This window comes from Streptomyces sp. NPDC018000 (assembly GCF_044328025.1).
Taxonomy (GTDB): domain Bacteria; phylum Actinomycetota; class Actinomycetes; order Streptomycetales; family Streptomycetaceae; genus Streptomyces.
Window position 1 is genome coordinate 20,083 of the sequence record NZ_JBIRGM010000011.1, and the last position, 22,559, is coordinate 42,641.

At 68.3% G+C, this 22,559-nt stretch carries 17 protein-coding genes and 1 pseudogene; 9 read left to right on the forward strand and 9 right to left on the reverse strand.

The annotated features are described in order from the left end of the window. Positions 1–63: 63 nt before the first annotated feature. From ACH4EW_RS21855 to eccB, 8 genes and pseudogenes are all read right to left on the reverse strand, one after another. Positions 64–255, reverse strand: a complete 192-nt coding sequence (locus ACH4EW_RS21855; protein WP_398259291.1) for a DUF397 domain-containing protein — start codon at positions 253–255, stop codon at positions 64–66. Positions 256–268: 13 nt separating this feature from the next. Further along, positions 269–1,106, reverse strand: a pseudogene (locus ACH4EW_RS21860) (helix-turn-helix transcriptional regulator). 593 nt (positions 1,107–1,699) lie between these two features. Next, positions 1,700–2,002 (reverse strand): WXG100 family type VII secretion target, encoded by a 303-nt coding sequence (locus ACH4EW_RS21865; protein WP_398259293.1) that lies wholly within the window; start codon positions 2,000–2,002, stop codon positions 1,700–1,702. A gap of 64 nt (positions 2,003–2,066) precedes the next feature. Continuing rightward, a complete protein-coding gene (locus ACH4EW_RS21870) occupies positions 2,067–2,426 on the reverse strand; it encodes a WXG100 family type VII secretion target (RefSeq protein WP_398259295.1) in 360 nt (119 codons plus the stop codon). 111 nt (positions 2,427–2,537) lie between these two features. Beyond that, positions 2,538–3,794: a S8 family serine peptidase gene (locus ACH4EW_RS21875; protein ID WP_398259297.1), complete on the reverse strand. Its 1,257-nt coding sequence runs from the start codon at positions 3,792–3,794 to the stop codon at positions 2,538–2,540. Positions 3,795–5,555: 1,761 nt separating this feature from the next. Continuing rightward, positions 5,556–6,011: a hypothetical protein gene (locus ACH4EW_RS21880; protein ID WP_398259299.1), complete on the reverse strand. Its 456-nt coding sequence runs from the start codon at positions 6,009–6,011 to the stop codon at positions 5,556–5,558. A gap of 189 nt (positions 6,012–6,200) precedes the next feature. Then, a complete protein-coding gene (gene mycP / locus ACH4EW_RS21885; RefSeq protein ID WP_398259301.1) occupies positions 6,201–7,460 on the reverse strand; it encodes a type VII secretion-associated serine protease mycosin in 1,260 nt (419 codons plus the stop codon). A gap of 11 nt (positions 7,461–7,471) precedes the next feature. Next, on the reverse strand, positions 7,472–9,004 hold the full coding sequence (gene eccB / locus ACH4EW_RS21890) for a type VII secretion protein EccB (protein WP_398259303.1): 1,533 nt from the start codon (positions 9,002–9,004) through the stop codon (positions 7,472–7,474). 183 nt (positions 9,005–9,187) lie between these two features. On the opposite strand from eccB, the gene eccE reads away from it, so the two are divergent. The 9 genes from eccE to ACH4EW_RS21935 all read left to right on the forward strand — a co-directional run bounded on the left by eccE (position 9,188) and on the right by ACH4EW_RS21935 (position 21,081). Next, positions 9,188–10,528: a type VII secretion protein EccE gene (gene eccE / locus ACH4EW_RS21895; RefSeq protein WP_398259305.1), complete on the forward strand. Its 1,341-nt coding sequence runs from the start codon at positions 9,188–9,190 to the stop codon at positions 10,526–10,528. Further along, positions 10,525–11,235, forward strand: a complete 711-nt coding sequence (locus ACH4EW_RS21900; protein ID WP_398259307.1) for a hypothetical protein — start codon at positions 10,525–10,527, stop codon at positions 11,233–11,235. The genes eccE and ACH4EW_RS21900 overlap by 4 nt, the downstream gene beginning before the upstream one ends. An 84-nt stretch (positions 11,236–11,319) precedes the next feature. Continuing rightward, positions 11,320–11,553 carry a DUF397 domain-containing protein gene (locus tag ACH4EW_RS21905; RefSeq protein WP_351276327.1) on the forward strand — a complete coding sequence of 78 codons (234 nt, stop codon included), beginning with the start codon at positions 11,320–11,322 and terminating at the stop codon, positions 11,551–11,553. A gap of 333 nt (positions 11,554–11,886) precedes the next feature. Then, positions 11,887–14,718: an SCO5717 family growth-regulating ATPase gene (locus ACH4EW_RS21910; protein WP_398259309.1), complete on the forward strand. Its 2,832-nt coding sequence runs from the start codon at positions 11,887–11,889 to the stop codon at positions 14,716–14,718. 197 nt (positions 14,719–14,915) lie between these two features. Then, positions 14,916–16,787 (forward strand): ABC transporter substrate-binding protein, encoded by a 1,872-nt coding sequence (locus tag ACH4EW_RS21915; protein ID WP_398259311.1) that lies wholly within the window; start codon positions 14,916–14,918, stop codon positions 16,785–16,787. Positions 16,788–17,052: 265 nt separating this feature from the next. Beyond that, positions 17,053–18,135: an ABC transporter permease gene (locus tag ACH4EW_RS21920; RefSeq protein ID WP_398259313.1), complete on the forward strand. Its 1,083-nt coding sequence runs from the start codon at positions 17,053–17,055 to the stop codon at positions 18,133–18,135. Next, positions 18,132–19,067, forward strand: coding sequence for an ABC transporter permease (locus ACH4EW_RS21925; RefSeq protein ID WP_398259315.1), 936 nt, complete (start codon positions 18,132–18,134; stop codon positions 19,065–19,067). Before ACH4EW_RS21920 ends, ACH4EW_RS21925 begins: the two co-directional genes overlap by 4 nt. Then, complete coding sequence (locus ACH4EW_RS21930; protein WP_398259317.1) at positions 19,064–20,089, forward strand: ABC transporter ATP-binding protein; 1,026 nt, start codon at positions 19,064–19,066, stop codon at positions 20,087–20,089. The genes ACH4EW_RS21925 and ACH4EW_RS21930 overlap by 4 nt, the downstream gene beginning before the upstream one ends. Further along, entirely contained in the window at positions 20,086–21,081 is a 996-nt protein-coding gene (locus ACH4EW_RS21935; RefSeq protein ID WP_398259319.1) for an oligopeptide/dipeptide ABC transporter ATP-binding protein, read from the forward strand. The genes ACH4EW_RS21930 and ACH4EW_RS21935 overlap by 4 nt, the downstream gene beginning before the upstream one ends. A 338-nt stretch (positions 21,082–21,419) precedes the next feature. On the opposite strand, the gene ACH4EW_RS21940 is transcribed toward ACH4EW_RS21935, so the two are convergent. After that, positions 21,420–22,373, reverse strand: coding sequence for a bifunctional riboflavin kinase/FAD synthetase (locus tag ACH4EW_RS21940; protein WP_398259321.1), 954 nt, complete (start codon positions 22,371–22,373; stop codon positions 21,420–21,422). Positions 22,374–22,559: the final 186 nt, after the last annotated feature.

Here is a 22,559-nt window from a genome sequence, read left to right on the forward strand (position 1 = left end):
GGGCCCAGCTATCCAAGTATCAACCTGTCCAGATCAGAGAGGAGCTTCGCCTTGCCCTCTGCGCTACGCGCCGGCGACTCGGTCAGCTTTGATCGACGCGAGCAGTGCAGACAGGCTGGCGCTGCTGGCGCTGAGTATCACGTTTGGCTCGTCGCTCTCTCGCAGCCGGAACGTGCCATCAGACGCGCTGGCGACATTGACGCAGTTCGCGCCTTCGGTGCTATACGAGGACTTCTGCCAGTTGTACTCGGACATATGAAATGGCCTCTCAGAGACTTCCAGCGATCTTATGGACGAAGTCCCGGCTTTGCGCCGGGCTGAGCGCGCAGCTCTCCATGCGGTCCAGGACAGATCTATAACGTGCAAGCTGCGCCTCAGCATCGAGGAAATCACAGCCGTGATCCGAGTCCAGCACAACGGTGTCCAGCTGTGGCACCTGCCCGGCGACGTAGGTGATCGGCTGCCCAGCAGCGGGGAAGTCCTGGCACTCGAACGGAATCACTCGGATCGTGATGTTGTCCTGCTCCGTCATCGCGGCCATGTGAAGCAACTGCGCTCGAGTGACCTCAGGTCCGCCGAACCGCATACGTAGCGCTGCTTCGTGAACGATGTCGGTGTAGGGAAGTGTCCTCCCGGAAGAGCACCGCTTGGCGCTTGACTCGGAAGGAAGCGCGATGCTCGATCTCATGGGGTCGCAACTGCGGAACGCTCTGCCCGAACACTGCTCGAGCGTGCTCCAGTGTCTGAACCAGTCCCGGCATGGAGACGACCACCCCCACACGCACCGAGGTCGCCCAGTGCTCACACTCCGCGACCTCGATCAGTGGCGCAGGCAGCAGCTCCCGGTACTCGTCCCACCAGCCGCGCTCTCGACCGCCTGTCATCGCTGCCATGGCATCCACCAGAGCGGCGTCATCGCATGAATAACTGTTCGCCATTGCACGCACTCGGTCAGCGCTCACCGCATAACGCCCAGCTTCGATCATGCTCATTCTCGCCTGCTGAACACCGACGCTCGCTGCAGCCACCGTCGATGAGAGTCCGGCCCGCTCCCGCAGCTTGCGTAGTTCGGCTGCCAGGCGCCGCTGCCGCAGTGTCGGAGGCATCGCTCGCGCCACCCGCTCCCACCTCCGTTCGCGCAGGCATTCCATACGCCACCCACACGACGGAATACCAAAGCTCTCCCCATGAAAGGGATACATCTATCCCTACACCTTCCCCATTGGCACTCCTGACCGCTTCGCCGACGAGATCCGTGCCCTCGTCGACGCCACCGCACCCCGCCTCTTCGCCGTGGTCGAGCAGTTCGAAACCGACAGCGGTGAGCCTGACGCCCGTGTCACCGCGTGGGGCCTCGCGCATGACGACGGGAGCGCCCGGGTCACCGCCGTGGACGGCGGCTTCCGGATGTCGTTGCGTACTCCCGAACGTGTAACCCAAATGATTTCCCTGCGCCCGGGAAGCATCGGATACCTTGTGTGGCCGATGCCAAAACCCCTGACTACAGCAGCGAGTTGACAGAGATCAATTCCCGCCCCGTACCTGCGGAGCCTCCGGGCCGGGGATAGTACTGCTCCAGGCGTAACAGCGCCCCCTGTCCCCAGCAAGGGCGCCGCGTGTACTCGGCTTGGTGTTCCGGACACACGTCAGGGTGGGCACCTCCCGTGCGTGCCCACCCTGACCTGTGTTCTGTCGAGCCTTACTCGAAGTTGGCCCTCGCCCGCTTGTCGCCGGCGTGGTAAGCAGTGCCAGCTTCGCGCACCTTGCGGGAGATCTCGCTCAGGGCGGTGTGAATCCCCGTGGCGTCAGCATCCCAGCCGCGCTGAGCGGTGTCATAGGCACTCTTGGCTTCGCCCACCCAGAGCTCTGACACACTGGCGATCATCCGCTTGATGGACGCGAGATCCTCTTGGAGCTGCTTGCTCTGTCGGTCAATGGCACCGGCTGCAAGATCCAGGCTCGCGTAAGTGACAACCATCGTGCCGTCGTTGTTGTTCGACATGCGGTCCTCCCGTGTTATCTAGGTTTAGTGTGAAGGCCTCGTACGTGGTGCAGGCGCGGCCAGGTCAGAACTTGTTGAGGTTCGAGGTCCTGGCCTCCGCGGCCGCGTCACCCGAGTAGCCACTGACGACGTCGACGCCCTGGAGAGCCTGCCTGACTTCGTCTTCGGTGTTGCCCGAGATGGTTCGCGCCGCCTTGATGGCCTCCTGGAAATTCAGAAGCCGATTGGCGATGCTCACCATCTTCCGGTTGACCTCTTCCTGCTTCGTGTTGAAGGCGCCGGCGCCGATGCCCTTCCAAGCGCCTTCCAGGCTGTCGATCGTCGCCTGCAGCGTCTTCAGCTGGCCTTTCACCGAGTCGAACCGCGTGGAGAGCTCGCCCTCCAGCTTGAGGAGAGCGGCATCTGAGAGCTTCTGATCGGCCATGGTTTCGGCTTCCTTTCTGGTGCTCTTGTTCGGTCCGGCTTCACTCGCCGGTGGGTACGGGTGAGGAACGTACGGTCAGTCAGGCGGTGCGGCGATCAGGCGGTGCGGCGGTCAGGCGGTGCGACGCTTACGGGCAAGCACGAAAGCACCGCCGCCGAGCACGATTACCGCTGCCACTCCGCCCAGGATCAGGCCCAGTTGACTGTCATCGTCCTTCTCGGTGCTGGAGCCTGCCACGGCAACGTCTTCCGCCTTCTCTTTCTTGGCAGGCTGTGACGAAGCTGATGCGGACGGGGTGGCTGAGGCCGAGGAGCCGGACGTCTTCTCCTTGGTGAGAGGGCTGATGTCCGGGGCGCCGGGGTCTCCCTTGCCCTTAAGGATGTTCATGGAGGGACGGATCAGGCCGTGGCCGAGGTACTTGCTGAGCGTGCCCTTCTTCCAGTCACGGCTGGCGGTATCGAAGAGCACGTTGAGGACTTGGTTCGCGGTCCAGTCAGGGTGGGCGGACCACACCAGTGCTGCGGAGGCGGATGCGATGGCGGTGGCAGCACTCGTTCCGCCATCGCCGTCGCAGTAGCTTTGAAATGTGGTGTCGCACCAACGTGGGATGTCATTGCCAGGAGCGGCGATATCTACGATGTTCCCGTTTTGGGAATACTCGGCCACCTTGCCATCACGGTCAGCTGAGGAGACGCCAACGACCTGCGGGTACGCGGCAGGATAGTGCTCTCTGTTACCCTCCTCTGCATTGTTCCCCACACTCGCAAAGAAAAGCTTCCCCTTACTCTGCGCGTACTTGACAGCTTCTCGCTCTTCGTTGCCTGGGAAGTCACTACCGAACGACATACTGATGATCTGCGCATCACTATCCGCCGCAGCTCGGATAGCATCCTCGGAGTCATGCGCATTCACCGAATGCTCATTCTGGAACTCCGTATCCGTAATCCGCATCGGGATGATCTTCGCACCTGGGGCGAGGCCTTGCAGGCCTCCTCCCTTGCCCGTTCCAGCAATCAGCTCAGCCATGGTTGTGCCATGCCCGCGATAGTCGTCGTACTCATCACCATCCGCTCCTGTAGCGTCAAGCCCTTTCAGGACCTGGCCCTTGAGAGACGGCGTCAATGAGTTGACGCCTGTGTCGATGACAGCAACCTTGATGCCCTCACCCGTGGTGACCTTCCACATCTCCTCGGCCTGCATCGCACTGAGGTACCACTGCTTCGATTGGACGTCCGCGGCAATTGCGGAGGGAGCCACCCCTGCGAATCCCATACTCCAGGCAGCGGCCACAGCCACCGTGCCGAGCAGGCTCCCTCGCATCCCGAGAGGCGTACGGCGTTTCCGGGTCTGGCTCATTCCTGCTGTCATCCTGACTTCCGAACCTTCCCTGTACCTACTCGATCACCGGCGGTGCGACTCCACGCCGTCCGGCCTCCCAGGTCTCTCTGTCTTCCGTCAGGTAATCCGGACGCGGCGTGCCGCCATCCTGATCCTCATCATCAGAGTCCCTTCGGCCTGCGGGCCCGCGTACGAGGCCTGCGCCTCCAGCGGTGAAGCCCTTTGCACCGCCGGATCCGGCAACACCACCACGAGGCGTACCCACGACTCCGTTCGAGCTGGGAGTGCCTCGTCCACCAGGCCGAGGCACGCTGCTCGCTCCCCCGGCACCGATCACTCCCCGCGGGTTGGCATCACCGGCAGAGCCGCGCGTTTGTACTGTGCCTCCGGCTCCGATGACCGTGCCACGCGAAACACCACGGGCTCCCCCAGGCGTACCCGCGCCTGGGGTGGCACGCTGCGGAGTTCCACCTACGATGCCGCTTGCTCGGCCGGCATGAGGAATCGAAGTTCCGGGCCTGCCGACTTGGCCTCCTGCCACGGGCCTACCGCCAGTCACACCGGACCGGCCGGCAACAGGGGAAGCTGAACCCCCGCCCAGGGGGGCCGGATGCCCCACCGGGGCTCCGGCGCGGCTGTTCGCCGCAGGACCACTACCGGTGGAGCCCCCGGCTCTGGATACGCCGCCCCCGGGCTGTCCGACTGCCCTGGGCACGCCTGCTGATCCCTGGGACCACCGCGAGCTGCCTGTCATGGGGTTTACAAAGGCATTAGCCATGGGCGGAGTCGAACCTCCGCCTGGGCCAGCAGGGCCTGCGACCGAAGGACCTGGAGACGCACCGGGGGAGGTCGCAGGAGCCGGTGGCGCCGCCACGCTGTTGATCTCCGTCGAGGTGCTTTTGTCCAGCGCGGGTGCAGGTCCGAGCGCCTCGATTACAGCTTGACCACCAGTGCCCGTGGCACCTGTGCTGGCGGGACTGCCCGTGGCAGCGCGCTCTGAGCTCTCTCGTGTTGCGGTATTACCCGAGGCCCCCGCGCCTGCTGACGAGCCTCCGGAGTCGAGAGGAGTTTCATCGCGCCCCCGCGGCCGCGGCATCGCAATACCAAGCCGCTTGTCGAACCGCGGCGGCTCCTGCGCCGCCAGCGTCCCCCCCGAGACCGAGTAGTACGACGCCAGCCGGTTCGCCTGGTTGATCGCCTCTTGGCGGTCCTTCTCGACCTTCACCGCCGCCGCGTACTCCGGGTTGCCCTCGATCCGCTTCGGGGCCTCGATCTCCTCGGGGGACTTGCGATTGACGCGGTTGTCGCGGGGCGGCAGGGACTTACGTACCGAGGCGAGGCCCGTGCCCGCGACCGTGATCTGAGTGCCGGCCGTCTGCGCGAACTCACCCAGCTTCATGGCGTGGGCGACCAAGCCGTTGCCCCAGTCCCGGAAGGCGATGCCGGATTCGCCCTCCCAGTGGACAGCCTTGATGAAGTTGCCCAACTCCTCTGCGGCTTCGTTGATCGCGGTCCTGGCCTTCAGGAGCGCCTGACCCGCCTCCTCGAGGTGCTCCGGGCTGGAGTTCTCGATCAGGTCGATCAGCGCGTTGAGCTCATGGCCCTCGAACGAGGTCCGTCCCGAGGAGCCGGATCCGCCCAAGCCGAATACTTTCAGGACGTCCTGGAGATTCCGCTTGGCGTCCGTGAAGAGCAACTCGCCCTGGACGCGTGCCTGATCCTGCTGCTGCTGTTCCTTCGGCGTCAGCTCCGGCTGAGACTCGGAACCCGGCTCCGGCTTCTTCGGTTCGGTCATTCGGCTGCCCACCCCGAGTCGCTCTGCTTGTCAGCGTTCTGCTTAGGCTTGCCCGTCTTCTCGGCCTGCGCCTTCTCGCGCTCAGCGTCCAAACGCACCTGGATCTCGTAGAACCGCCGCCGCACGTCGTCCTCCACGTTGTCGAAACCCACAGCCGCCGCGTGCACGCCGAGGCTCAGGTACTCGATCTGGTCGCCCAGCGACTGCGAGAGCGAGACGAGCGACTCGTGGACGCGGTTGTACTGCGTGTAGAGCCCGTCCGCTTCCGCAAAGCATGCGTTCTGACCGCTCAAGGAGGCACGCGAGACCGTCTGTGCCGCGATGTTCGACTTGCCGGCTGCCGAACCTTCGAAGTCCGCCAGCAACGCGTTCACGCGCTTCTGGAACTGCTCGAGGGCTCCTACGCCGCGCTGGAGATCCGCCGAGCCTCCCCCGCTCGTACCGTCACTCACGATACTGCCCTTCCCCGATTCCCCGTTTACTCAGACCGTCTCACGTTGCTATCGCACCCGCGTGAACAGGTCTGACCCCATGGCGTCAACTCTAGCCAATGGCACTGACATGACCAACTGACTTGCCCATCACGCGACTTCTCGGACTGCCGCGATCGACGTGTCCGAGCGCCGATCGCCGCCGCAATGTCAGGTACCGCCCATTGGCCCCGGATGCCCGGGCCGCCGTCGCATGTCGCGCACGGCCACGGCCGCACCCGCGATGGCGGCGACCAGTACGGCCCCGCCCACCACGACATAGGTCGCCAGGCGGGCGTTGCGTTCGTCCGCCGTCTCGCCCAGCTGGAGGGCGGCCGGGACCGGTGCTTCGCCCTTGCTCACGCCCTCGTGCGCCACCGGTTGTTCGATGGGTTTGTCGTCCTCGGTCAGGGCGCGCACCGGGTCGACGACGCCCCAGCCGACCCGGCGGTCGTGGCCCGCGATCGAGCGTTCCGCCGTCTGCTGGATCTGGGCGACGATCTGCTCCTGCGTCCAGTCCTTGTGCTCGGCCTTGATGAGGGCGGCGACTCCCGCGACGTACGGGGCCGAGAAACTGGTGCCGTTGTCGGCGCAGTGTCCGCCGCCGGGGACCGTCGAGATCATGTCCACACCGGGGGCGGCAACGCCCACGAAATCGCCGGACTGGGAGAAGGCGGCCCGTTCGTTGTTGCGGTCCGAGGCGGCCACTGCCAGGACACCGTCGTACGAGGCCGGGTAGGTTTCCTTGACGTTACCGCCCAGCCCGTCGTTGCCGGCCGAGGCGACGATCACGATCTCCTTGGCCAGAGCGGCGTCAACCTCTTGTTTGAGGACGGGCGCGGGCTTCACCGCGTTGGCCGTGTCCTGGGAGATGTTGATGATGTCGGCGTCCGCCTCGTTGGCGGCGTACCGGATGGAATCGGCGAGCGACTGCGCCGTTCCGTGGCCCTCGGCGTCGTTCTGCTGGATCGGGATGATCGTCGCGTCCGGAGCGAGGCCGGTGAAACCGGTGCCCTTCATTTCTCGGGCGGCGATGATTCCGGCGACCTTGGTTCCGTGACCGACCACGTCCGTGGTGCCGTTCTCCTTGCCGCGCTCGATCTTGCTGCCGTTGTCGTCCTTGAGATCCTTCGGCAGGAAGTTGCGGCCGCTCCCGGTGTCCACGGCCTTGGTCAGCTGAGGGTTCTTGACGTCGACGCCGGTGTCGATGACCGCCACCCGTACGCCCTTGCCGGTGGACTGCTTCCACAGCTCGTCCATCAGAACGCGCTGCAACGCCCAGGGGCGGCCCGCGTAATTCTTCGTATTGAAGGTGCACTGGGTGGAATCGTCCGCGGCTGCGGGCGGAACCGGCAGGGTGACGAAGAGGACGGCGGTGGCGGCCGCGGCCGTCAGCAGGCGCCGGGGGCGAGTAGAGGGGTACGTCGTCACGTGGTCGCTCCTCACGAACCCTGCGGCTGGCGGGCGGCGCCGGTCGACAGTCGCGGTCCCGTCGGCAGGAACGTGGACCAGGCGGCCGGAATGGGCGCGGGATCGACGTCCTTGTACCCGAGATGGTTCTGCGCCTGCTGTGCCTCCTGCTGACGCTGCTCCCGCTCCTTCTTCGTGCCGGATTCACCGATGCCGGAATCGTCCTGGGCGCTGTCGCCGTTGGACTGCATGGCATAGCGCAGACCGGTGTCGGTCACCAGGAAGAGCGGCCCCGAGTCGGCGCTGGACCCCTTGAACTGCCGGAAGAGCTGACCGGATCCAGGGGTCACGTAGGCGCTGCTGGATCCGGTGGGGAGCGTGGCGGGGAAGCTCGTGCCCGCCCAGGTGCTGAGTGTGGTGGTGCCGTCCTTCGCGGCGACGTCGCGCAGGACGTTGCACACGGTGTTGCGGCTTCCCTTCGCTGTGCTCGCGGAGTTGACGGGGGTCAACTCGCTCGTGGGCCAGTCCCTCTCCTGCCCGAACGCCTCACCGGGCTCGAACGCTCCGGCGCTGACGTGCTTCACCTTGCCGTCCTGGCCGAGGTTGACCAGGGCGCTGCTGCTGAGCAGGAGTTTGGCGACGAAGTCCGATACCGGGGCGACCCTGCCCGGCAGGACCACGTACTGCTGGGTCCTGGTACCGGAGGGCGCCGCGAGGACCATGCCCACCTTGTTCGCGTCGGGCTGCAGCTTCCCCGGAACACCCGCGTCGACGCCGGGAGTTCCCTCTATGTCCGGGAAGGTGATCTCGTCTCCGGTGTGCAGTGTGGCGAGCCAGGCGGCGGACACCCGCTGGGGGACACGATCCTGGCCGACGAGGGTGCGCAGCAGCAGCTCGTCGTTCTGCACCTCGTACGCCTTGCCCGTGGCGTCCACGATGTAGCGGGTCCTGTCCGGTCCGGGCCCCTCGACGTACATCATTTCACCGCCGTGCAGTCGGCCTGCGCCCTCGGTCTTCTTCTGCTCGCGCTCCGCGAAGACGAACGCGGCCTTCTGGATGGCCCTGCCGCCCTCGCCGGGCTGTTCGCAGACCGCCCAGCGCTTTTTGGAGCCGGCTTCGGTGTTGTCGGGCAGCCGGTCGGGGGCGTACGGGATGCCGAGGGTGGCGCCGTGCGGGATCTTGCCGCTGTCGAGGACCGATTCGTCGACGTTGATGACCTTGCCCTTGTCCGGGGCGAGGAGGAGTTTGGCGCTGGACATGTTCAGCACCGGGTGGAGCTGCTTCTTGCCGTCGGTCTTCAACACCACGTATCGGGTGGTGGATTTACTGGCGATGATGACGTTCTCGTAGGGGGTGTCCCACTTCTGGGGCGCCACGGGCTTGAACATCCCCCAGGCTCCGAAGACCGCCAGGACGACGGCGCCGGCGATCGCTCCGGGCATCACCGCACGCAGGGGGCGCGGCGCACCCTCCTCCGAGCCGGAGGGGTTGGGCTGCAGGAACTGTGCGATCAACCTCCGCTTCGCGAAGGTGTAGGCATTGAGTTCGTCCCGCCGTGATGCCATGTGCGCGCTGCCCCTTCTCCCCAGTGGGCGACCAGGTTCCCACATCCGCCGTGAGCCACTGCCGTCGACCGGGCCCCCTACTATGCCTGTTGGCACTTGGCTCTCACTGCTCAGGTAGGGTGATCGCCCGATCAACGCCCGTGAAAAAAACGGTGATTACGGACACGAGGGGGCAACGCGGCGATGGGTCCAGCGACGCGCGAGCGTACGAGGCGGTCTACCCGCCGAACGTCCGACCCTTCCCGGCGGCAACGCAGCAACGGGTCGGCCGACGCAGCTTCCCATCCGTCGGCGAACGCCCCTGCGGCGACCAATCTGCGCTCGATCTCCCGGACCGGTCGCGTCGCGCCCGCACTGCGGCAGATGGTGCTCGTCGAGGCAGCTCTGGCAGTCGCCCTGGTGGGCGCCGCGCTCGGCGGTCCGTGGCTGGTTCCCGGCATCGCGGTCGCCTGCCTGCTGATTCTTCTCGCGGTGGTACGCCGCCGGGGCCGGGCCGTTCAGGACTGGCTGTCGACTCTGCTGTCCCTCCGCGATCGCACTCGGACCGCTGCGGCGCCCCCCGCTGAGACGGAGCCGCAGCTGGCGCCGGTGGCGGAGAGCGTGCCGGGATTCGCTCCGTACATCTATGTGGACCGGGACCGCCGCACGGTGGGCATGCTCGGGGACGGAACGTTTCTTACCGCTGTCGTACGGGTCGAGGCGAGTGGTGAATCGCTCCGTCAGGCGCTGGGTGCGCGGGCGCTTCCGCTGTCCCTCCTGGGCGATGCCCTCACAGTGGACGACATCGTGCTGGAGTCCGCGCAGCTCGTGCAGCAGGTGCGCCCCGCTCCGGCGCCCCATCTGCCGGAGCGCTCGGTGGCCCGGCTCTCGTACGGCCCTCTTCAGGACCGGACCGGGGCGCCCGCGCTGCGGATGACCTGGGTGGCGTTGAAGCTGGATCCGGAGCTGTGCCGGGAGGCCGTGGAGGCACGCGGTGGCGGAATCGGAGGGGCCCAGCGCTGTCTGGTGCGGGTCGCTGACCACGTGGCGAGCCGGATCACCGGCGCCGGGTTCCGGGCCGCGGTGCTGGACCAGGAGGAGCTGAACTCCGCCGTGGCGACGTCCATGTGTGCCAACCCCATCCTGTCGGCGCGCGCCGGACGCCCGGATGCCGCGCCCCAGCGACGGACGGCGGAGACACCAAGGGTCTGGCGCTGCGACGACCGTTGGCACACCGTCTACGCGGTGGATCACTGGCCCGAGCTGGGCCGGGGAGCCACTCCGCTCCCGCGGCTCGTCTCGCTGCTGACCTCGGTCCCCGCGTATGCGACGACGTTCAGCCTGACGGTGCGCCGCGGTGCGCACCAGGGCCATGTGTCCGTACGCGGCCACGTACGGATCACCGGTGGCTCCGACACCGAACTCGTCGGGGTACGAAGGACATTGGAGCAAGCCGCCCGGCATGCAAAGGTCGGCCTCGTGAGACTGGACCGCGAACAGCTGCCGGGTGCTCTGGCGACGCTCCCGCTGGGAGGCGCACAGTGACGAAGCGCATCGCTCCGAGGCGGGGACTGCTCGGCCCGCGTCACGCCGGCCACACCCTGGCGGCGGACCATCTGGGCGCGCTGTCATTGCCGGTGGGGGACGACGGCGTGATCCTCGGCGACGACGCCGAGGGACGCACGCAGTTGATCGGGTTCCACCGACCGACGCCGTACGACGTCCTGTTGATCGGCGGACTGTGGACCGCACAGGTGCTGGCGCTGCGCGCTGCCGCTACCGGTGCGCGGGTAGCGGTCGAGACGGGGCGCACCCAGGCGTGGACCACGCTGGCACAGTCTGCGGGCGCCGGTCTCGAGTGCATCTCCCTCCACGACGTGGGCCGGGTTCCGCCGACAGGAGCGACCGTGGGCAGCCCGGTGGTGGTGGTGCGCGACTGCGGCATGCGTCCGCCCCGTGGCCGGGTGGTGTCCTCGCCGTGGCAGTCGGTGCTGACGCTGCTGCCCTATCTGAGTCCCGTGGCACCTCGGTTGCTGCGGACTTCGACGCTCGTGGGCATTCAGCGGGTCTCGCCGGCCGAGGCGGAGCAGATCGGCAGGATTCTGGGGCTCGCACGGGCCGAGAGCGAGGCCCTGCCCACTCTGGCGGACGGTGTCACGCTCTGGGTGGCGGGCCGCGAGCGCCACTGGGTGATGACCAGTGCGACGGACGTCGAGACCGGATTGCTGGGCAGTGCACGCAGGATGGACTGAATCCTGTCTCGTTTGCACCCCGGGCCCGCCGCGTTTCAGGATCATGGCGGGGGAACGACACAGTTCGATCGAAGGGACGTGCTCATGGGCACCCAGCAGGAAAAGGACGAGCTCTACGCTCTCGACATCTCGGATGTGGAGTGGCTGAGCGCACCCGGTACCGAGAACGTCGAGGAACGGGTCGAGATCGCACACCTCCCGGGGGGCGCGGTGGCCATGCGCTCTTCGCTGGATCCGGAGACCGTACTGCGGTACACGGAGGCCGAGTGGCGCGCGTTCGTACTGGGCGCACGGGACGGTGAATTCGACCTCACGTAGACCGACCGGTGCGAGGGCGGCTGTCCGGATGACGCCGCCCTCTCACTACGTCCGGAGACGTCCCGGTCTGTGACACACCGTCTGCTTCTTCGTTCGTGTTCTGCCGTACCCGGTTCACTTGAGCGTTGTACGTGACCTGATGGACAGTTGCTGCTATGCGGTACGGCCTGCCGCGCTGAGCCCGATGGCGATTAGGGTGGGCCAGGGCGCGGCAGAGAAGCCTGCGGGCAGGCACTGCGCGTCGCAAGGGGGAGAGCCGGGCGGATCGCAGAACGGGAACGGTCGCCCCCACCCACCACGGCACAAGGGTGCTCGACCACACCAGGAGGCAAAGTGAACGGCGATCGGGACGAGATCCGCGGGGGATGGAGCACGCCCGTCGACGAGTCGTCCGACGCGGAGCCCGCCGAGATGACGGGTGAGTTCACCATCGACTACACCCCGCCCGCCTGGTATACGCAGAACGCACCGGGGGACTCGTCCGGCGGTGCCGGAGCACACCTGGCGCCGCCTCCGCCGCAGGGGGCGCCGCTGTCCGTGCCCGCACCGTCGGCCGGGAGCGGTTTCGACCCCAACTGGGCTCCGGCACCACCCGCACCGGCCTCGGCCCCTGCTCCGGCCGCCGCTCCTGCTCCGATTCCGGTTCCTGCTCCGGTTCCGGCTCCGATTCCGGCTCCTGTTCCGGTTCCGGCTCCTTCCGCGGCGGGTGACGCCGTTCCCTCCCCTCCGGAGGCGGCGGGGACATCCGACGGGATGACGGACCCGTTCGGCGGCGGCGACGTGGAGAGCGGCGCGACCATGCGGTTCTCGCCGGCCGCGCTGAAGCGGGAGATCGCGGAGCGCGAGGAGGCATCGAAGAACGCGGACGGGGGCGGCTCGGCTTCGGGTACTGGTTCCGTGGGCAACGGTGCTGACCGTACGGACGAAAGCGAAGCCACCGGTTCCGGCTCCACGCAGACGGGGAACGCGCCCGCCGAGGAGCCCGACGCCGCTGTTCCCGCGGATCCCGGCGTGGGCGCTGCGGCGCCTGCCGAGGCTCCGGGCGACGTCACGAGCGATGCCGACGACGGACCGGAGGGCTCCGTGCCCTCGGACGCCGTCACGGATGCGGCGCCCCAGGACGTACCGCCCCCCAACGCACCGCAGGACGCTGCGGCGCCCGACGTGCCGACCCCCTGGACCCCGGCGCCGCCGCAGGGCGGTCTGCCGCCGCTGCCGCCCGCCTTCCAACCCGCCATGCCGCAGCCCTCCGCGCCCCAGCCGGCGCCGCAGTGGCCCGCTCGGACCCCGGCAGACCAGGCGCCCGGCGGCTACGGATTCCCGCATGCCGGAGCGCCTCAGCAGCCGCAGCAGCCGCAGGCACCACAGCCGCCGCAGGGCGGATACGGATTCCCGCAGCAGCCCGCTCCCCCCGCACAGCAGGCACCGGTGCAGGGCGGTTACGGGTTCCCGCAACCCCCTCAGACGCACCAGCAGCCCCAGCCGCCGCAGAGGCCGGTGCAGGGCGGTTACGGGTTCCCGCAACCTCCTCAGACGGCCCAGCAGCCTCAGCAGCCGCAGGCACCCCAGTGGCCCGCGCAGCAGGGCATGCCCCTGCCGCCGCAGGTCCCCCAGGCGTCTCAGCAGCCGGTCCCGGGCTCGCCCAATCTGCCCGCGCAGGTCGCCCCGCAGTCGCCCGCGCAGCAGCAACAGCAGCCGGCCCACCCTCAGCCCCCGCAGCAGCAACAGCAACAGCAACCTCAGGGACAGCCGGTCGACCCGCGCACGGGGGCTGCCTGGCCGACACCGGTCACCCACGACCAGCGTGAGCGCTCCGTGCCCGGCGCCCCGCTCGGGTACACGGCAGCGGTGGAGCTCTCCTCCGACCGGCTCGTCAGGGGTAAGCAGAAGGCGAAGAGCAGCCGTACACCGTCCGGCGCGGCCCGCTTCAGGCTGGGCGGCAAGAAGGAGGAGGCCGAGCGGCAGCGCAAGCTCGACCTGATCCGCACGCCCGTGCTGTCCTGCTACCGGATCGCGGTCATCAGTCTCAAGGGCGGCGTCGGCAAGACCACGACGACCACCGCCCTCGGCGCGACCCTGGCCACCGAGCGGCAGGACAAGATCCTCGCCATCGACGCCAACCCGGACGCGGGCACGCTCGGCCGCCGGGTGCGCCGGGAGACCGGGGCCACCATCCGTGACCTGGTCCAGGCCATCCCGTACCTCAACTCGTACATGGACATCCGCCGCTTCACCTCGCAGGCGCCCTCCGGTCTGGAGATCATCGCCAACGACGTGGACCCGGCGGTCTCCACGACGTTCAACGACGAGGACTACCGGCGCGCGATAGACGTGCTGGGCAGGCAGTACCCGATCATCCTCACCGACTCGGGTACCGGTCTGCTCTACAGCGCGATGCGCGGAGTGCTGGACCTCGCCGACCAGCTCATCATCATCTCGACCCCGTCGGTCGACGGTGCGTCAAGTGCGTCCACCACACTGGACTGGCTGTCGGCGCACGGGTACGCGGAGCTCGTGCAGCGCTCCATCACCGTCATCTCGGGTGTCCGCGAAACCGGCAAGATGATCAAGGTCGATGACATCGTGCAGCACTTCGAGATGCGCTGCCGCGGCGTGGTCGTCGTGCCGTTCGACGAGCATCTGGCGGCCGGTGCGGAGGTCGATCTCGACATGATGCGCCCCAAGACCCGCGAGGCGTACTTTCATCTCTCCGCGATGGTCGCCGAGGACTTCGCGCGCGCCCAGCAGCAGCAGGGGCTCTGGACATCGAACGGCTCCAACCCGCCCCCGCAGTACGCCCCGCCGATGCCCGGCCAGCAGGGCCACGCCCCGCAGCAGCAACAGCAACAGCAACAGCCGTACCCGCAACAGCAACAGCCGTACCCGCAGCAGCCATATCCGCAGCCGCAACAGCCGCCGCACGGCGGGCAGCAGCCCCCGCAGCCGTACCCCCCGCAGCCCGGCCCCGGAGTGCAACAGAACGGCTGGCAGCAGCCGTTGCCCTCGCAGGCCCAGCCCGCGGCGGGCCCGGCCGGACCGCCGCCGCCTCACCAGCAGCAGCCCGGTCAGCCGGGTCAGCCCGGTCAGCCGATCCCGCCCGAACCGCAGGGCCCCGTACCGCCCGTCGGTTGGCAACAGCAGCCACCGTCAGCGTCTCAGCAGTAAGGCAACAGAGGTCTGAACCAATGAGGGCTCGCACCGTCTCCACGGTGCGAGCCCTCTGCACATTCCCGCAGACCACGCGCCGTTTCGGTGACCGTTGACGCGGCTCGACCACCGCTGATAAACCTTCGCTTCACCAGCTGGCGAACCATAGATCAACCCGCCTTCTCCGTGCGAGTCATGACGCGAGGTCCCTGACCATGGTCGAAAGAGTTCCACCACGCTCCGCCCAGCCGCGCTCACATCTGCGTGTCCTCCTGGCCTCCGGTGCCGCCGCTCTGGCACTGACCGCCGGATCCATCGTCCCGGGTATGCCCCTCGGTGCCGCGCCGCAGCAGGCGCAGGCCGCCGACAGCGGCAAGTCGACGCTGACCGTCGCCGTCGCACAGAGCGTCGACTCACTGAGCCCGTTCCTGGCCCAGCGGCTCATGAGCACCAGCATCAGCCGGCTCATGTACGACTTCCTGACGAACTACGACCCCAAGGACAACCACGCGGTCCCCGGCCTCGCCACCAAGTGGGAGCCGTCCGCGGACAAGCTGACCTGGACGTACACCATCCGGTCCGACTCCAAGTGGTCGGACGGGCAGCAGGCCACCGCCGAGGACGCGGCCTGGACGTTCAACAAGATGATGACCGACGAGGGCGCCGCGCAGGCCAACGGCAACTTCGTCGCGAACTTCAAGAAGGTGACGGCTCCCAGCCCGACGCAGCTGGTCATTCAGCTCAAGGAGCCGCAGGCCACCATGGCCGCGCTCGACGTGCCGATAGTGCCGAAGCACGTCTGGGAGAAGGTCGGTGACTTCTCCAAGTTCAACAACGACACGAAGTTCCCGATCGTCGGCAATGGGCCGTTCATCCTGACCGACTACAAGGTCGATCAGTACGTGAAGCTCAAGGCCAACAAGAACTTCTGGCGCGGAACGCCGAAGTTCGACGAGCTGGTCTTCAAGACGTACAAGGACCAGGACGCCGCGGTCGCCGCACTGCGCAAGGGCGAGGTCTCCTTCGTCGCCGGCTCCCCCGCGCTGACGCCCGCTCAGGCCGCGTCCCTCAAGGGCGAGAAGAACATCAAGGTCAACGAGGGCCCCGGCCGTCGTTTCTTCTCACTGGCCGTCAACCCGGGCGCACAGACCAAGGACGGCAAGAAGTTCGGCAACGGCAACAAGGCCCTTCTCGACCAGAAGGTGCGCCAGGCCCTCTTCCTGTCGATCGACCGCAAGACCATCATCGACAAGGTCTTCCAGGGCCACGCCGTCGAGGGCCAGGGCTACATCCCGCCGCGCTTCTCGGCATACCACTGGCAGCCGTCCGCCGAGCAGAGTCTCGCCCACGATCCGGCCAAGGCGGCCGAGCTTCTCGACGAGGCGGGCTACAAGCTCAAGGGCGACCAGCGTGTCGGCAAGGACGGCAAGCCGCTCGACCTGCGCGTCCTGTGCCACGCCACGGATCCGAACGACAAGGCGATCGGCAAGTACCTCAAGGAGTGGTGGGGCAAGCTCGGCATCGGCCTCAAGGTCGACTGTCTCGACGACGTCTCGGTGCCCTGGTACGCCGGTGAGTACGACCTCGCCTTCGACGGCTGGTCCGTCAACCCGGACCCGGACTTCGTCCTCGGCATCCACACCTGCGCCGCACTGCCGGCCAAGGCGAAGGACAGCGCCTCCACCGACAACTTCATCTGCGACAAGACGTACGACGAGCTCTACAAGAAGCAGCTCGCCGAGTACGACCCGGCCAAGCGCGCGGACCTCGTCAAGCAAATGCAGTCATGGATGTACGACTCCGGGTACATGAACGTCATCGCGTACCCGAACGCGGTCGAGGCCTACCGCACCGACCAGATCAAGTCGATCACGACGATGCCCGAGGCGGCAGGCAACATCTACGGCCAGGACGGGTACTGGAGCTGGTGGTCGGCCGTTCCGGCGGGCAGCGGCGGTTCGGACAGCTCCGGCGGGTCCAGCTCCACCGGAGTCGTCATCGGCATCATCGCGGTGGTCGTGGTGCTCGCCGGAGGCGGGCTGTTCATCGCGAAGCGCCGCCGTACCACCGCGGACGACCGCGAGTAATCACGCGGACGGGTCGAGAGGGACCGGCCGGGGCGGCGCGAAGTCTGCCCCGCCGGTCTCCCCCATTTGCCGGTCTGGGACCGGCCGTCACATGGGGGGTGGGAGAAGGAGCGGGGCTGGGTGCGTGCAGCTGCAAGGCGGAGGAGTGAGCCAACGCGGAGTGTTGGTGATTGACGACAACGCGGCAGATGTGCGTGCCCAGCCCAGCGACGCCGCCCCCATGTGACGGCCGGTCCACGTGCAGCACGAGGAACGAGAGTTCACCATGACAGCTGAAAGCACTCCGGCGCTCGTGCAGATCGCGGACGCGGACACCGAAGGTGCGGCTGCGGCCGGACCGTCGGCCGCCCGCGGTCCACGGGCGCGTAACACCAAGGCCTATCTCCAGTACGTCGCGGCGAAGATCGCGGGCGCGGTCGTCTCCCTGTTCGCCGTGCTGGTCACCAGCTTCTTCCTCTTCCGGCTCATTCCCAGCGACCCGGTGAAGCAGATGACGGGCGGCCGCCCCGTCTCCGCCGAACAACTCCAGTCGCTGCGCCATCAGTTCGGCCTCGACCAGCCGATGTGGCGGCAGTTCACCACGTACGTCGGCGACGCCCTCACAGGCGACTTCGGCACCTCGTTCCAGTTCCACGCGCCCGTCATCGACAAGATCGCCGAGGCGCTCCCCGCGACCCTGCTCCTCACCGGCACGTCGTACGTCCTCTACACGGCGCTCGGCATCTGGCTCGGCACCCGAACCGCCTGGCGCAACGGCTCCATGAGCGACCGCTTCAACACCGCGTTCGCGCTCACGCTCTACTCGGTGCCGTCGTTCTGGCTGGGCCTGCTCCTGATCATCGTCTTCGCGGTGGGCATCGGGCCGATCCCCGGAATGTTCCCGACCGGTGGAATGGAGACGGGCGGCGAGAGCGGACTCGCGTACATCCTCGATGTGGCGCACCACCTGGTCCTCCCCGTGATCACCCTGGTCGCGGCCGGGTACGCGCAGACACTCCTGGTGATGCGCTCCTCGCTGCTGGACGAGATGGGCAGCGACTATCTGACGACGGCCCGCGCGAAAGGGCTGCGGGACGATGTCGTACGCCGCAAGCACGCCGTGCCGAACGCGATGCTGCCGACGTTCACGCTGATGTTCGTGAACCTCGGGCGTGTGGTCGCCGGGCAGATCCTGGTCGAGACGGTCTTCTCATGGCCCGGCCTCGGCGGCCTCTTCTACCAGGGACTCAGCGTGCCCGATCTCCCCCTCGTACAGGGGCTGTTCTTCGTCTTCGCCGCCGCGGTGATCCTGGCGAACACCCTTGCCGACGTGCTGTATCCGCTACTCGATCCCCGGGTGGGCCGATGACGACCGAATCCATGCCCACGCCCACGAAGGCCGAAGTGGCCGAGAACCCGCGCGCTCTGGCCCGCGCGCGCAAGCGCCGGTCCGTCGCCCGTTTCTGGCGGGAGTACCGCAGTCACAGGGGCGGACTGTGGGGCCTGGCCGCGCTCGCCCTGATCGCGCTGATCGCCCTGTTCGCGCCGCAGCTCGTCGGCTCCGACTCACAGAGCGTCACCGATGCGCCCGGTGGTGCGCTGGAGTCGCCGAGCGGTGAATTCCCGCTCGGTACGGACCAGTTCGGACGCAGCGTGCTGGCCCTGCTGGTGTGGGGCGCCCGTGTCTCGTTGACGGTCGGCCTGCTCGCGGCGTTCCTGTGCGTCGCCATCGGTACGGTCGTCGGCATCGTCGCGGGGCACTTCCACGGCTGGTACTCGACGGTCCTGATGCGGATCACCGACTGGTTCCTGGTGATGCCGACCCTGGTCCTCGCGATCGCGCTCGCCACCGTGATGGACCGCTCCATGTGGACGGTCGTCATCGCGATCGGCGTCACGGCCTGGCCGACCACAGCCCGGCTGGTCCGTGCCCAGACCCTTGCCGTGGAGTCCCGGCCGTACATCGAGCGCGCCCGCGCCCTGGGCGGCGGCCACGGGCACATCATGGTCCGGCACGTCCTGCCGAACGTGATGCCGCTGGTGCTCGCGCAGACCACGCTGGTGATCTCCAACTCCATCCTCACCGAGGCCACCCTGGCCTTCCTCGGCCTCAGCGACCCGACCACCACGTCCTGGGGCGGCATGCTCCAGGACGCCCGCGAGGCGGGCGCGGTGAGCGCGGGCCACTGGTGGTACCTGGCTCCGCCCGGCATCGCCATCGCCGCGGTGGCCCTGGCGTTCACGCTGTGCGGCCGCGCCGTCGAGTCCGTCCTCAATCCCAAGCTGGGGGTGGCCCGTTGAGTACGACGAGCATCCGCAAGACACCGCTTCTCGACGTCCGGGACCTCACGGTGACGTACGCCGGCGGGGCGCAGGCCGTCCGCGGGGTGAACCTCACCGTCGAGGCCGGACAGAAGCTCGGCATCGCGGGTGAGTCCGGCTGCGGGAAGTCGACGCTCGCGCTCGCGCTGCTGCGACTGCTGCCCGCCGGGACGAAGGTCTCCGGTGAGATCCTGCTGAACGGCGAGGACGTCCTCACCATGAAGTGGGGCCAGGTCAGGGCGGTGCGCTGGGCAGGGGCATCGATCGTCTTCCAGGGCGCGATGCACTCCCTCAACGCGGTGCACCGCATCGGGGACCAGATCGCCGAGCCGATCCTGCTGCACCGGAAGGCGACGCAGGCCGGGGCGGCGAAGAAGGCCGGCGAACTCCTGGAACAGGTGGGGCTGCCGGCCGCCCGCGCGGACGCCTATCCGCACGAGCTCTCCGGGGGACAGCGGCAGCGCGTGATGATCGCGATGGCGCTCGCCTGCGATCCGGGCCTGATCATCGCGGACGAGCCGACCACCGCGCTCGATGTGATGATCCAGGCGCAGATCCTGCGGCTGATCGAGCAACTGGTGTCCGAGCAGGACCTCGGCCTGATCATGATCAGCCATGACCTCGCGGTGCTCTCGGACACCTGCGACCGGCTCGCGGTGATGTACGCGGGCCGGGTCGTGGAGGAGGGCCCGGCGTCCGAGGTCTACGAGAACGCGCACCACCCGTACGGCAAGGCCCTGTCCGGCGCCTTTCCGCGCATCGGCGACCCGGCCTCCCGGTTCGCGCCCCGCGGGCTGCCCGGCGATCCGCCGGACCCGTCGGCGCTGCCGGACGGCTGCACCTTCCACCCGCGCTGTCCGGTGGCCCTGGACTCCTGCCCGACGCAGGACCAGGAGCTGCGGGACGCGGGGCCGGGGCGGCGGGCCGCCTGTGTGCTGGTGGAGCCGGGCGCCGCGGCCTGGGCCCGGCCGGATGCCGAGGAAGCAAGGAGCACACCATGACCACCACCACTCCCCTGCTCAGCGCGGAAGGGCTGAAGGTCACCTTCCCCGGCCGGCGCGGGGCCGCCCCGGCGCGTGCCGTGGACAGCGTCGACCTGGACATCCGGCCCGGCGAGATCGTCGCGCTGGTCGGTGAATCGGGCTGCGGCAAGACGACGCTGGCGCGTTCACTGCTGGGCCTGGTCCCGCCGACGTCCGGGCGGGTGACCTTCGGCGGGCAGCCGCTCGACTATGCGAGCCGGGCGCTGAAGGCGTACCGCAAGCGGGTCCAGCTGGTGCTCCAGGACCCCAGCGGTTCGCTCAACCCGCGGCACACGGTGTACGACGCCGTCGCCGAGGGCCTGCGGATCCACGGGTACGCGGGGGACGAGCGGGCGGCGGTGGCCGAGGCGCTGTCGCGGGCGGGGCTGCGGCCTCCCGAGCGGTTCTTCCTGCGCTATCCGCACGAGCTGTCGGGAGGTCAGCGCCAGCGGGTCGTGATCGCGGGCGCGCTCGTGCTGGAGCCGGAACTCATCGTGGCCGATGAGCCGGTGGCCTCGCTGGACGCTTCGGTGCGCGGCGAGATCCTCGCCCTGCTGCTGAGGCTGCGGAACGAACTGGGCCTGTCGGCACTGGTGGTCACGCACGACCTCGGCCTGGCATGGAACATCGCCGACCGGGTCGCGGTGATGTACCTCGGGCGGATCGTGGAAACGGGCGACGTGGAGCAGATCCTGACGGCTCCGCAACACCCCTACACCCAGGCGCTGCTGTCGGTGCTGCCGGAGGCCGAGACCGATCCGGTGATTCTGACCGGTGAGCCGCCGGACCCGTCCAGGGTGCCGTCCGGGTGCCGGTTCCATGCCCGCTGCCAGGTGCTGGCCTCGGGCGAGGCGGAGCGGGCTGGTGTCGCGGGCGCGTGCCGCACGAAGGATTTGCCGGTGCTCGCGGGCGGCGGGCAGACACAGGTGGCCTGCCACTGGGCAAGCGCGGCGGCGAAGGCTCGGTCCTAAGGGCTGCCCCGTAATCCCTGGTGGGCGCGCGACGACAGCTGCTTCCCCAAGCTCTCGGCTGCGCTCGAGCAGGGGAGGCCCCATCCTCGCCGCGTTGTCGGAACGCCCGAATACATCCAGTATTCGGGTGTCCCTCCGCCTTGCGATGCACCACATCCGACGCCGCGCGCTGATCCACCACGGATTACGGGGCAGCCCTTGGCCGACCGGCAAAGGTGTCCTTGGCGGAGTGCAGCGGGGCCTGTGCGGCGGGTCACCGTCGGACAGGCCCCGACACGTGGGGCGGAGCCCTTGCGTGCGTGCCGGACGCCCCCGGCCGGACGGGAGCGAGGAGATGTTCAGCCGCGCTCGTACGCGGAGATCAGCTCGCTGCACCGCTTCACATCGGCGGCCATCGCCACAAGCAGGTCGTCGATCGAGTCGAACTTCAGCATCCCGCGTACGTACGCGAGGAAGTCCACCGAGGCATGCAGCCCGTACAGGTCGAGGCCGACGCGGTCGATCGCGTACGCCTCCACCGTCCGCTCCGTGCCGTCGAACTGCGGGTTCGTGCCGACCGAGATCGCGGCGGGCATCGACTCGCCGTTCGCATCGAGCCAGCCCGCGTAGACCCCGTCGGCGGGGATCGCGGTGTGCGGCAGGGTCTCCAAGTTGGCCGTGGGGAAGCCCATCGCGCGGCCGCGCTGTGCGCCGCGGACCACGACGCCCTCGACCCGGTGCGGCCGGCCGAGGATCTCGGCGGCGCCGGCGACATCGCCCTCGGCGATCAGCCGTCGGGTGAGGGTTGAGGAGAACGGCTCGCCGCCACCCGCCTCACCGCTGACGTACAGGTCGATGACCTCGACGCCGTAGTCGTACGTCTCGCCGAACTCGGTCAGCAGCTGCACAGTCCCGGCCGCCTTGTGACCGAAGCGGAAATTGGGGCCCTCGATGACCAGCTGCGCGTGCAGCTTGTCGACGAGCACCTTCACGATGAAGTCGGCCGGAGCCAGCTTCGAGAACTCGGTGGTGAACGGCAGGATCAGCACCGCGTCCACCCCCAGCTCCGCCATCAGCTCGGCGCGCCGGTGGTGCGGGGCGAGCAGCGGCGGGTGGCTGCCGGGCCGTACGACCTCGCTGGGATGCGGGTCGAAGGTCACCACGACCGACGGCACGCCCAGCTCGCGTGCCCGCTCCACGGCCCGGCCGATGATCAGCTGGTGTCCGCGGTGCACCCCGTCATAGGAGCCGATGGTGACGACGCTGCGTCCCCAGTCCTGGGGGATGTCCTCCAAGCCACGCCAGCGCTGCACTGTGACCGCTCCTCGCCCGAACCTGTGTACGTGAGATTGCCTATTACGCAGGTCTAAGACTGCCATGCTCACCCCCCACGGCCTGCATCGGCATCGTCTTCGGGCTTCCCAGCGCCTCCACCGTCCGCCGCGCACTCGGGCCGCCGAGCGCAGCAGCGCCTGCGCGGCGGCGGCCACGGTCGGGCG